This is a genomic window from Streptomyces speibonae (assembly GCF_984686075.1).
Window position 1 is genome coordinate 31,152 of sequence record NZ_OZ480260.1, and the last position, 11,555, is coordinate 42,706.

The 11,555-nt window shown below is 70.8% G+C and carries 8 protein-coding genes; 1 reads left to right on the forward strand and 7 read right to left on the reverse strand.

Annotated features, from left to right (window positions below):
- Positions 1-148: 148 nt before the first annotated feature.
- The 7 genes from AC5L3C_RS00130 to AC5L3C_RS00160 all read right to left on the reverse strand — a co-directional run bounded on the left by AC5L3C_RS00130 (position 149) and on the right by AC5L3C_RS00160 (position 9,817).
- On the reverse strand, positions 149-940 hold the full coding sequence (locus tag AC5L3C_RS00130) for a thioesterase II family protein (protein WP_493646197.1): 792 nt from the start codon (positions 938-940) through the stop codon (positions 149-151).
- Positions 937-1,809 carry a 3-hydroxybutyryl-CoA dehydrogenase gene (locus AC5L3C_RS00135; RefSeq protein WP_493646198.1) on the reverse strand — a complete coding sequence of 291 codons (873 nt, stop codon included), beginning with the start codon at positions 1,807-1,809 and terminating at the stop codon, positions 937-939. Before AC5L3C_RS00135 ends, AC5L3C_RS00130 begins: the two co-directional genes overlap by 4 nt.
- A complete protein-coding gene (locus tag AC5L3C_RS00140) occupies positions 1,806-2,828 on the reverse strand; it encodes a 3-oxoacyl-ACP synthase III family protein (RefSeq protein ID WP_493646199.1) in 1,023 nt (340 codons plus the stop codon). Before AC5L3C_RS00140 ends, AC5L3C_RS00135 begins: the two co-directional genes overlap by 4 nt.
- Before the next feature lie 37 nt (positions 2,829-2,865).
- Positions 2,866-4,215: a crotonyl-CoA carboxylase/reductase gene (ccrA, locus tag AC5L3C_RS00145; protein WP_493646200.1), complete on the reverse strand. Its 1,350-nt coding sequence runs from the start codon at positions 4,213-4,215 to the stop codon at positions 2,866-2,868.
- A gap of 7 nt (positions 4,216-4,222) precedes the next feature.
- Positions 4,223-5,797: an FAD-binding oxidoreductase gene (locus AC5L3C_RS00150; protein ID WP_493646201.1), complete on the reverse strand. Its 1,575-nt coding sequence runs from the start codon at positions 5,795-5,797 to the stop codon at positions 4,223-4,225.
- A gap of 55 nt (positions 5,798-5,852) precedes the next feature.
- The gene (locus AC5L3C_RS00155; protein WP_493646202.1) at positions 5,853-7,106 is read right to left on the reverse strand and encodes a cytochrome P450; all 1,254 of its coding nucleotides are present in this window, start codon (positions 7,104-7,106) and stop codon (positions 5,853-5,855) included.
- 323 nt (positions 7,107-7,429) lie between these two features.
- Entirely contained in the window at positions 7,430-9,817 is a 2,388-nt protein-coding gene (locus AC5L3C_RS00160; protein ID WP_493646203.1) for an ATP-binding protein, read from the reverse strand.
- A 493-nt stretch (positions 9,818-10,310) separates the two neighbouring features.
- Here AC5L3C_RS00160 and AC5L3C_RS00165 point away from each other — a divergent pair, with 493 nt between their 5' ends.
- Complete coding sequence (locus tag AC5L3C_RS00165) at positions 10,311-11,522, forward strand: cytochrome P450 family protein (RefSeq protein ID WP_493653699.1); 1,212 nt, start codon at positions 10,311-10,313, stop codon at positions 11,520-11,522.
- The last annotated feature ends 33 nt before the right edge of the window (positions 11,523-11,555 follow it).

Consider the following 11,555-nt stretch of genomic DNA (forward strand, 5'->3'; position numbering starts at 1 on the left):
TCTCTCGTCGGTACCCTTGCGAGCCGATCAGTGGCTGGCGGGGCAGGTTCGACTACGTCTTCCTGCGCGGCATCGGCCCGCTCGATCATCATGTGCATCCCCCTTCGTGCTCGGGCCAGCACTTGGTGCAGAGCGGCCTGGAGCCGGCTCAGCCGGGCTGGGCGGTCAGGGTTGTCGTGATCAGCCCGGCGATCCGAGCCGTGTGCTCGGTGAGGTAGAAGTGACCGCCCGGGAAGGTGACCAGGTCGAAGGCGGAGGTGGTGTGCTCCTGCCAGGCGGCGGCCTCCTCGGCGGTCACCTTCGGGTCGTCGGAGCCGGTCAGTGCGGTGATCGGGCAGTTGAGGAGCGGTCCGGGGGCAAAGCGGTGGCTCTCGACGATGCGGTAGTCCGCGCGGATCGCCGGCAGCACCATCCGCACGAGCTCCTCGTCGGCGAAGACCCGGGAGTCCGTGCCGCTGAGCGCGCGGATTTCGCGCAGCAGACCGTCGTCGTCGAGGCGGTGGGCGGTCTCGGCGCGCTGCCGTGAGGGCGCGCGGCGGCCCGAGGCGAACAGGGCGGCCGGTGTGCGCCCCGCGCTCTGGAGCCCGCGTGCCACCTCGTAGCCGAGGACGGCGCCGAGGCTGTGTCCGAAGACGGCGAGCGGCCGGTCCGTCCATGGCAGCAGTGCGCTCACCACATCGCGGGCGAGCGCGTCCATGCTCGGCGCGAACGGCTCACTGCGGCGGTCCTGGCGGCCGGGGTACTGGACCGCCAGCACCTCCACGTCGTCGCCGAGCAGGGCGGGCAGTCCGGCGAAGAAGCTGGCCGAGCCGCCGGCGTGCGGCAGGCAGGCCAGGCGTATCCGGGGCTCGGGACGCGGCCGGAAGCGGCGGGTCCACAGACTGTCGCGCGGGTCGCCACTGCCTCCGCTGACGCTGTTGCTGCTGATGCCGCCGCTCATGCGGTCCGCGCGGTGTCGTAGCGATGGAAGCCGTGTCCCGTCTTGCGGCCGAGCCGGCCCTCCTCGATCAGCCGGTCGAGGAGCGGCGGTACGGCGTGCCGGGCGTCGCCGGTGCTGTGCTCCATGCTGCGAGCCACGGCGGCGATGACGTCGAGGCCGATCAGGTCGAGGACGGCGAGCGGGCCCATGGGGTGTCCGCAGCCGAGGGTCATGCCCCGGTCGATGTCCTCGGCTGTGGCGATGCCGGATTCGTACATGCGCACGGCGGCCATCAGATACGGGATGAGCAGTGCGTTGACGACGAAGCCGCTGTGGTCCTCGGCCCGCACGATCTCTTTGCCGAGTGTCTGCGTGACCAGTTCCTCGGCGCGCTGGGCGGTGCGGTCGGTGGTGTGCGCGGAGCGGATGACCTCCACCAGCGGCATGGTCGGCACGGGGTTGAAGAAGTGCAGGCCGATGACGTCGCCGGGGCGGCTGGTGGCGTTGGCCAGATCGGTGATGGACAGGGAGGAGGTGGTGGAGGCGAGGACCGCTGCGGAGTCCTCGACGGTTTTGGCGAGCGCGGTGAACAGCCGAAGTTTGGTGTCCCGTTCCTCCGGTGCCGCCTCGATGACGAAGTCCCGGTCGGCGAGCGCGTCGGGGTCGGCGCCGAACTGTGCGCGCCGCTCGGCGTCCCGGCGTCCCGCGTCGTCGATGCGGCCCTTGGCGTGGGCCCGGTCGAGCAGCCGGAGGACGCGGGTGCGGGCCCGGTCGGCGGAGCCCGGGGTCGAGGTGAGGACCCGTACGGCGAGACCGGCTCGCAGGCACTCGGCGGCGATTCCCGCGCCCATGGTGCCGCCGCCGACGACACCGATCCGGCGGGCGCTCATGCCGCGCTCCGCAGGGCGGGCGCCGACCAGCGCAGCAGACCGGCGGCGACCGCCATGCCGGCGCCGAACCCGGCGAGCAGTACCAGGTCGCCGGGGTGCAGCGCGCCGGCGCGGTTGGCCTGGTCCAGGGCGATGGCGACGGATGCGCTGCCGGTGTTGCCCGAGTGGTCGAGCGGCAGGTGGGTGGCGGCGCCGGTCAGTCCGCAGGCGTCGACGAGTTCGGCGACCATCATGCCGTTGGCCTGGTGGGGCACGAAGTGATCGATGTCGGTCGCCTTGTGGTCGCAGCGCTCCAGCAGGGCGTCGATGATGCCGGGCACGTTGTCCATGACGTAGTCGCGGACCTGACGGCCCTTCATGTGCAGGATGTGTCCGCGGTCGGCGAGCGTCTCGGCGGAGGCGGGGCGGCGGCTGCCGCCGGCGGGGATCTCGATGAGGTCGTGGGCGTCGCCGCCGCCGACCATGTCGAGGTCGAGGAAGCCGGGGCCGTCGTCGACGGCGGCGACCACGGCGGCTCCGGCGCCGTCGCCGAAGAGCACGCTGGTGGCCCGGTCGTCGAAGTCGACGAACCGTGAGTAGACGTCGGTGCCGATGACCAGGGCCTTGGCGGTGGGCCGCAGGGTGATCAGGGCGCGCGCGAGGGCGAGCGAGGTGACGAACCCCGAGCAGGCGATGTTCACGTCGAAGCAGCCCGCGCGGTGGGCGCCGAGCGCGTGCTGGACGAGGGTGGCGGTGGCCGGGATGGGTGCGTCGCCGGTGGTGGTGGAGACGATGAGGTAGTCGATGTCACCGGCGCCGAGTCCGGCCGCGTCGAGTGTGGTGCGGGCGGCGTGCACGGCGAGGTCGGAGGCGGCTTCGTCGGGGGCGGCGAACCGGCGCTCGACGATTTTCGTCTTGCGTTCGATCCACTCCTGGCTGGTGCCGGGTACGAGCCGGACGACATCGGCGTTGGTGACTACCCGTTCGGGCAGGTAGGAGCCGGTCGCGAGGATGCCGACGGTCGGCGGGTCCGTGGTCATGTGCGGGTCCTGCCTTTCGGGGGTGGTTCTGAACGGGTCAGCCCGCGGCGGCGGCCGTGGTGAACTGCCGCAGCGGGGTGAGGGTGTCCTCGCCGATGCGGGCGCGTAGTTCGGGTGCGGTGACGCCGAGGCCGGGCGTGGGGGCGAGGCAGAGCACGCCGACCTTGCCGATGTGCCGGTTGAGCTGCACGAGGCGGGTCGCTTCCCCTATCTCGGCCAGCGGATACGTCTCGGATACGACGGGGGCGATGCGGCCCTGCTCGAAGAGGCGGACGCAGTCGGTCATCTCCTGGAGGTTGGCGATGTGGCTGCCGATGATCCGTTTCAGCTTCATCCACAGGTAGCGGTTGTCGAAGGTGTGGTGGTAGCCGGTGCTGGAGCCGCAGGTGACGACCGCGCCGCCGCGCCGGACGACGAATACGGAGATGCCGAAGGTGGCGCGTCCGACGTGTTCGAAGGCGATGTGCGGGTCCTCCCCCACCTCGCGGCGGATGACTGCGCCGAGCCGTTTGCCCGCCTTGACGGCCTGCTCGGGGTCGTCGCCGGCATCGCCGCCGATGCCGATCTCCTCGCGGTTGATCACCACGTGGCAGCCGAGCTTGCGGGCGATGGCCTCCTTCTCCTGGGAGCCGACCACACCGACGGCGATCCCGCCGCCGTTGCGGACCAGTTGGGCGGCGTAGGCGCCGAGGCCGCCCGAGGCGCCCCAGATCAGCACGATGTCGCCCTGCTTCATACGGGCGCCCCGGTCACTGACGAGCATGCGGTAGGCGGTGCCGCCGCACACGGGGATGCTGGCGGCCTCCTCCCAGTTCAGCAGTGCGGGTTTGGGCACGAGCTGGCTGGCGCGGGCGACGGCGTAGTGGGCGAGCCCGCCGTAGTTCGTCTCGAAGCCCCAGGCGAGCTGGGCCTGGCTGAGCATGCCGTCGGTCTGGGTGGCCGGTTCCTGGTCGTCGACGTGTGCGGGGCTGACGATGACGTGGTCGCCGATCCGCCAGCGCCGTACGCCGGAGCCGACCCGTACGACGACCCCGGAGCCGTCGGAGCCCAGGACGTGGAAGGGCTGGTCGTGCCGGGCCGCCCAGCCGCCCTGCCGGCCGTAGGCGCGCAGGAAGCGGAAGGTGGACATCGGCTCGAACTTCGCCGACCAGACGGTGTTGTAGTTGACGGAGCTGGCCATCACGGCGACCAGTACTTCGTCCGGTGCGAGTTCGGGCATCGGGACCTCGCCGACGTGCAGGGTGCGGCGTACGTCCTTGTCGGTGGTGTCGGCGAAGACGCCCTCGTCCTCGATCCGCAGATGCGCGGCGGTGTAGCGGTCGGGCAGCGCGGCACGGGCGAGGTCGTCCGCGGGTGCGCCGGACAGCACGGCGTCGGTCAGGGACATGGATACCTCACTCGCCGGTGGGTGGTTCGACGGACAGCGCGTGGTGGAAGATGTTGCGGGGGTCGTACGCTGCCTTGACTCGCTGGAGCCTGGGGTAGTTGTCCTTGTAGTAGAGGGTGGGCCAGGGCACGCCCGAGTCGTTGTGGGCGGGGTCGGCGAGGTCGGCGTCGGCGTAGTTGATGTAGCAGCCGTCCCAGGTGCCGTCGGGCACGGGCACCCCGCCGGTGCCGGCGTAGACGTCCTTGTACATGCCGCGCACCCAGGCCAGGTGCTTGTCGTCCTGGGCCGGGTCCGTCCACCATGCCTGGTACTGCATCTTGACGACCGAGTCGCGCTGCGGGATGGCGGTGGCGTCCGGGGCGACGGTGGCGATCTGCCCGCCGTACGGGAAGATGATCAGGGAGGCGCCCGGGTTGCTGTAGTCCGTCGTGGTCAGGTAGCGGTGGATGACCGCCGCCTGCTCGGTGGTGAAGTTGCCCTTGAGGTAGGCCGACTTCGCCTTGACGCGGACGGCGGGGGCCGCGTAGTTCGAGGTGGAGATGTACCGGGTGACCTGGCCCCAGGTGGCCTTGGTGGGCGCGGCGGTCAGTGCCGCGCGGACGTTCTCGGCGGTGCCCTCGCCGATCGCGGCGAGGTGGTCGGCGAGGATGTCCCCGGCGCCGTCCACGGTCGCGTCGACCTGGGTGATGAGGGTGAGGACACCGGTGGCGACGTGGTTGAGGCCGAACAGGCTGGACAGTGCGGTCTCCGGAGTGCCGGGGGCACTGTGGTCGTTCAGCCAGCCGATGTAGTTGCGCAGCAGCCGGGCGAAGTCGGCCTCGTCGACGGCGCTCCAGGGGATGGCGGTGACGTTGAGCAGGACGTGCGAGGGCGGCTGGGGCAGCAGGGTGCGCGGGTCGTCGCCGGTGGCGCCGGGGGTGCGGAACCAGTATCGCGTGACGACGCCGAAGTTGCCGCCGCCCCCGCCGGTGTGCGCCCACCACAGGTCGTGGTGCGGGTCGTCGGGTTCGGCGGTGGCGACGACGGCGCGGGCGCGTCCTTCCGCGTCCACGACGACGACCTCGACGGCATGCAGGTGGTCCACGACCAGGCCGAACTGGCGTGACATCAGGCCGTATCCGCCGCCGGCCGCGTGCCCGCCCATGCCGACTGAGTAGCACAGACCGGCGGGCAGGGTGACGCCCCAGCGGTGCAGCAGGGTGTCGTAGACGTTCATGAGGATGGCGCCGGGCTGGATGGCGAAGGCGCGGCGCTCCTCGTCGTATGTCACTTCGTCGAGGGTGGACAGGTCGAGGACGGTTTCGATCTGCGGGTTGTAGACGAAGTTCTCGAAGCAGCCGCCGCCGCTGCGCACCGAGAAGCGCTTGTTGGTGTCCACCATCTCCTGGACGGCGGCGACCGCCTCGGCGGTGGAGCGGATGACCCGGATGTGGTCCGGGCTGCCGATCCAGCGTTTGTTGTAGCCGCTGGTCATGTCGGCGTAGCGGCCCTCGTCGGGTGTGACGACGATCGGTGCCTCGGTCGTTTCGCCCGCCCGCGAGGGGGTGGCGGCCTGTGCGGTGCCGCCTGCCGTTAGTGCCACGCCCGCTCCTGCTGCTGTCGCCATCGTGTATCCGAGTAGCTGTCTGCGTCCCGGTTCAGGCACGGGCCACCGCCGGCATACGGGTGATGGCGCTGACGAAGTTGCTGGTCACGCGAACCGGCTCGCCGATGTGGAAGTCCGGGGTGACACGCAGGAGTTCCTTGAGCAGCACCCGCATCTCGATCTTGGCGAGCACGTTGCCCAGGCAGTGGTGGGGCCCGCCGCCGCCGAAGCTGATGTGCCGGTTGGGGGTGCGGGCGAGGTCGAGCACGTGCGGGTCGGTGAAGACACGCTCGTCGCGGTTGCCCGAGGGGTAGAAGAGGGCGACCTTGTCGCCCTGGTTGATGCGCAGCCCGTGCAGCTCGGTGTCGCGGGCGGCGGTGCGGCGCAGCGTGAGTACCGGGGTGGCCCAGCGCAGCAGTTCGTCGATGGCCCTGCCCGCGCGGGCGTCGAAGTCGGCAGCGAGGAAGGCGCGCTGCTCGGGGAAGTCGGACAGGGCCTTGCCCGCGTGGCTGATGGTCTGGCGCGGGGTGTCGAAGCCGGCGCCGATGAGCAGCAGCAGGAAGGCGCTGATCTCGTCGTCGGTCAGGCCCTCGCCGTCGACCCGGGCCTGCACCAGGTCGGTCATCACGTCGTCCTGCGGGTGCGCGCGGCGGGCCTGCGCGAGCTCAACGGCCTTGCCGGAGACGAGTCCCACGACCTCGTTGACGATGTCGCCGCGCTCGCGCCCCGACTTCTGTGCCTCGTCGCGGCTGGAGAGCATGATGGTGATGGCCTCGGTGAAGCGGTCCAGTTCCTCGGTGTCCAGGCCCAGCATGTACGTCATCGTCCAGCGTGCCATCGGCATCGAGACCTTGGCGACGAAGTCGCACTCGCCGGCGGTCGCGAAGTCCTCCACGATCCGGCGGACCTCGGCCTCCATCGAGCCGCGCATCTGCTCCATACGGGCGGGGCTGAAGGCGGCCGTGACCAGGCTGCGCACCTTCAGGTGGCGGGGTGCGTCCATGGCCACGATGGACTGGGTGGCCTGGAGGATGTCCTCGGGCAGTTCCTCGAACTGCACGCCCTTGCTGGAGATGAAGAGGTCCGGCTGACTGCTGACCGCCACGATGTCGGCGTGCCGTACGACCGCCCAGAAGCCGTCGTCCGGGGGTGTCGGCAGGAGGCTGCCTTCCGGGGCCTTGTGCCAGGAGACCGGGCGTTCGTCGCGTAGGACGCGGAAGGTGTCGTCCCAGGCCGCCGGGGGCTGCGACCAGAATTCGATGGACGAGATGTCGGCGGTGTCGAACTGCCGGGCCGCGGTGGTCACCTGGGTCTCCTCCTCGGGGAAACGGCACGCGGGGGGGCCGTGGGCTTCGGCACGGCCCGGGTGTGCCGACGCACCGCCGAGCATGCGGCCGTCCCCTTGCCGGGTCCTTGTGGGACCACTTGCGGCTTGCTTGCGGGGACGGCGTCGCGGGACGAGGGAGGAACGGGTGGGGGAGGAGGAGCGGGACGTCGGAGGAAGGGGGTCTTAGAGGTCCGAGGGGTGGGAGGAGGGCCGGGGCGGGGGAGGGGAGAGCGACGAGGAAGAGGCGAGAGGGGCCGTGCGGGGGCTCGTCGCGAGGGTGGGAGGGGGAACCGCGGGTGGCCTCAGGCGGTGCGGGGCGGTAGACCGACGAAGCCGGACCAGCTCTCCGGGCGGGCCTGGCGGGCCATGTCCGGGGTGTCGGTGGACCCTGGGGGGACACGGCGGGGCGGGCGGCGGGTCTGGTCGCGCTCGGTGATGACCGGGCCCGGTTTGTCCAGGACGGCCCGCAGTGCGCTCGCACGCAGCCGCGTCCGCTCCGTGCTGCTCAGCTCGGTGAGCAGTACCTCCTGGATCAGTCGTTCACGGAACGCGAGCCGGAACGGCGGGTGTGGCTCCTTGCGCAGCAGCCCGCACCGCGCCGCCGCCTCGATGGCCGGCTCCGGATCCGTGTCCGCCGGCACTACGTCCCTGACCAGGCCCAGGTCGAAGTGGGCGCCGAGCGCGGCGCAGCAGCGCAGTACCTCCACGACCGGCTCGGGCAGCGCGGCGATCCGCCGGCCCAGTGCCTGCCGCACCCCAAGCGGCACGTCCACCATCGCCGCCTGCGTCGTCGACCGGTCGCGCAGGGACTGCGGGTCGCCGCCGCCCGCCAGTAACTCGTGCAGGAAGTACGGGTTGCCGCGGCTGCGTTCGTGCAGGACGTGCAGCACGTCGTCCGGCACCCTGGTGCCCGTCCTGACTTCCATGAGGTCGGCGGTCTCGCCGGGCGAGAGGCCGGTCAGCCGGAGAGTGCGGGTGCGTGGGTCGCTGAGGATGTCGGTGACCGCGCCGCCCTTCATGAAGTCCGCGGCGACACCGGTGTCCTCCGCGATCACGATGACGCCCAGCGGTTCGCCGTGCAGTCGTGTGCGCAGCAGCCCCAGCAGTTCGAGGGAGCGTTCGTCGGCCTGGTCCAGGTCCTCCAGGACGACGACCAGCGGCTCGTCGGCGGCCAGCGAGAGCAGCGTCTCGCACATGGCGTCCTGGATGAGGAAGCGGGCCAGGGTCGGCGGGTCCTCCGCGGTCAGGGACCGCCGGCCCGCCTCGGGATCGAGCATCAGCGGGGCGAGCAGGCTTCCGAAACGGGCCTCCGCCCGGCGGAACGCCTTGGGGCGGGAGACCGCCAGCTGACGGAAGACCTGCGACCACGCCCAGTACGCCGGTACGCCCTCCCCGGAGGTACAACAGCCCCACACCACCTCCTGGAGCAGGTCGTTGAGGTCCGCGGTGACCTTCTCGACGAGCTCGGTCTTGCCGACGCCCATCTCCCCCAGCACGGCGGTGAGATGGCTGCCGCCGTTCAGCGAGTCCAGGACGTGCGCGCCGAGCAGGGCACTCTCGCGTGTCCGCCCCACGAACAGTTCCCTGGCGCCGCGGGTGACGCCGGGTATGAGTGTTCCGGGCGGGGGTGCGGGTGCGTCGGCGCCCCCGGCCTCCGGGTCACGGTCGGTGGTTTTTGCGGTCTCTGTGCCGTCCATGGGGCCCGTGTCGTCCGCGGGATCCACCGGGCCGGGCGTTTCCGGCTGCGGTACCGCCGGGTCCGTGGCGGGGCCGGTGGGGTCGGGGGTGGCGGGGCTCACCAGCCGTACCGGTGGCCGGAGCAGATCGAGGCGCTGGCGGAGGATGTCGGCGTGGACGCGCTGGAGTTCGCCGCCGGGGTTCACGCCCAGTTCCTCGGCCAGGTGGAGGCGGGTCTGTTCGTACAGCCGCAGCGCCTCCGCCTGGCGCCCCAGGTGGTACAGACCGGTCATCAGGTGACCCACCAGGCGTTCGCGGGTGGGGTTGTGCTGGACCTCCGGGTACAGCGCGCGTACCACTCCGTCCGCGTCGCCGAGGGCGAGGCAGGCGTCGGCCTGGGCTTCCAGGGCGGTCAGGCGCAGCTGTTGGAGGCGCTGGTTCTCGTCCGCGATGGGGCCGTAGGAGACGAGTTCGAGGTAGGGCTGGGCGCGCCAGAGGGAGAGCGCCTGTGTCAGGTCGTTACGGGCGCGGTCGAAGCGGCGGTCGGTGATGTGCCGGCGGCCGCGCTCCAGGAGCCGTTCGAAGCGGTAGGCATCGACGAGTTCGGGGTCGAGTTCGAAGACATATCCGGGGGCACGGTAGCGGAGCCGGGCATGGCCGCCGCCGCGTTCCTGGGCCCGGGCGAGGGCCCGGCGCACATGGGAGACGTAGGTCTGGAGGGTGGCGACAGGTTGACGGGGCGGGTGGGTGCCCCAGAGTTCATCGACGAGCTGCCCGGCCGTGACAACGTTACCCAAGCGTACTAGCAGCAGTCCGAGCAGGGCACGGTGGCGCAAGGGCCCCAGGGGCAGCGTCATTCCGTCATCCACTAGAGCGAGTGAACCGAAGACGCGTAACTCCCATCCGCAGTGGTCGGTTTCGTCTCTTTGGCCTGGAGCCCGGGCGGCCCCTCTCGGTGCGAGCGCCGTCACGCTCGTTTCTTCCACGGTCACGCGCTCGGAGGGTTCAGCCATGCCCTTCCTTCGTTCACGGGGTGGGGGTGGGCCAGTCGCACACTGGCCGGTCGAGCACGGCGCGAACTGACCCCGAACACCGGAATCCTGCGTTCAGTGGTACTGGCGCGATCGTAGAACACTTGTCGCCCCAAGGGCACGGCGTCTTCTGTTCAGGAGTTTTCGGGCAACTCGGCCTCCTGGCCCGAGAAAAGCACCCGCGACTTGCGGGAATGCGAATGCCGGGTTCATATCCGGTGCATAAGTTACGGCGCGGTTTTTTCGGGGGCCGATCCCGCGGCTTAATGACATGGGCATGGTATAAGCGCGTTCGATCGACCGGCCGGTGTTTGCCGTTCCCCGGCCGCAAGGCCCCCGCAAGGCCCGGTCAGCGTTCCGCAAGGCATTCCGCCAGCGCCTCGCAAGGAGCGCGGGACATGCTCCCCGCAGCAACCCGGCAGGACCCGGAGCAAGGAAGCGATCCCGTGGCCAGGAGGGCGCAGTCGTGCAGGAGATGCAGGTGACCGAGGAACTGGACGTCAGCTTCGTCCAGACTCCCCACGAGGTGCTGAAGCGGCTCCGCGAGGCCGGGCCCGCGGTGAAGGTGATGCTGCCGAACGGTTCGCTGGTGTGGATCGTGACCCGCTACGACGAGGTGCGGCAGGCACTCGGCGAGAACGGGCTCAGCAAGAACTTCAAGGGCCTCAACGAGCTGATGACCAAGCACACCAAGGAGGGTCACGCCCCGAAGCAGTACGACGAGGCCCTCGTCGGCCACATGCTGGCCAGCGACCCGCCGGACCACACCCGGATGCGCCGCCTGGTCAACAAGGCCTTCACCCCGCGCCGGGTGGAGGGCATGCGGCCCATGCTGGAGGAGCTGACCACCCAGCTGCTCGACGAGATGGACCGGCACGAGGAGATCGACCTGCTGGAGGCGCTCGCCTACCCGGTGCCGATGGAACTGCTCTGCACGCTCCTCGGCGTACCGGAGGCCGAGCGGCTCGCCTTCGGCCGGTACGCGGCCACCGTACTGTCCGACCTCGCCCCGGAGGGCTACGAGGAAGCCACCCAGGCGATGCGCGAGTACCTGGTGAAACTGATCCGGGTCAAGCGCGAGAATCCCGGCGACGACCTGCTGAGCGCGCTGATCGCGGCCCGCGACGAGGACGACAAGCTCACCGAGGGCGAACTGCTCGCCACCATCTACCTGATGTTCTCGGCCGGCACCGAGACGGCGGTCAACCTCATCGGCAACGGTGTACTGGCCCTGCTCACCCATCCCGGTGAGCTGGCCAGGCTGCGCGCCGACCGCTCGCTGCTGCCGCAGGCCGTGGAGGAGTTCCTGCGCTTCGACGGCCCGGTGAACCTCGCGACGTTCCGGTACACGGTCGAGCCGGTGGCACTCGGCGACGTCACGATCCCGGTCGGCGAGGTGGTCATGGTGTCGCTGATGGCCGCCAACCGCGACCCCGACCGCTTCGACCAGCCCGAGCTCTTCGACATCACCCGGCCGATCGGCGGCCAGATGACCTTCGGGCACGGCATCCACTACTGCATGGGCGCTCCGCTGGCCCGTCTGGAGGCCGAGATCGCCATCGGCATGCTCCTGGACCGCTTCCCCGGCCTGTCCCTCGCCTGCGACCCGAACGAGCTGCGGTGGCGGCTCAGCACGGTCACCCACGGCCTGGAGAAGCTGCCGGTCCGGCCGCACGGCGGCGCCTGACGCCGTGCCACCCGCACAGCGTGTCCGGGTGGT

Coding starts and splice junctions, on each gene's coding strand:
- AC5L3C_RS00165 (WP_493653699.1), top strand. CDS start 10,311: ATGCAGGTGACCGAGGAACTGGACGTCAGCTTCGTCCAGACTCCCCAC.
- AC5L3C_RS00140 (WP_493646199.1), bottom strand. CDS start 2,828: ATGACCACGGACCCGCCGACCGTCGGCATCCTCGCGACCGGCTCCTAC.
- AC5L3C_RS00160 (WP_493646203.1), bottom strand. CDS start 9,817: ATGGCTGAACCCTCCGAGCGCGTGACCGTGGAAGAAACGAGCGTGACG.
- AC5L3C_RS00130 (WP_493646197.1), bottom strand. CDS start 940: ATGAGCGGCGGCATCAGCAGCAACAGCGTCAGCGGAGGCAGTGGCGAC.
- ccrA (WP_493646200.1), bottom strand. CDS start 4,215: ATGTCCCTGACCGACGCCGTGCTGTCCGGCGCACCCGCGGACGACCTC.
- AC5L3C_RS00135 (WP_493646198.1), bottom strand. CDS start 1,809: ATGAGCGCCCGCCGGATCGGTGTCGTCGGCGGCGGCACCATGGGCGCG.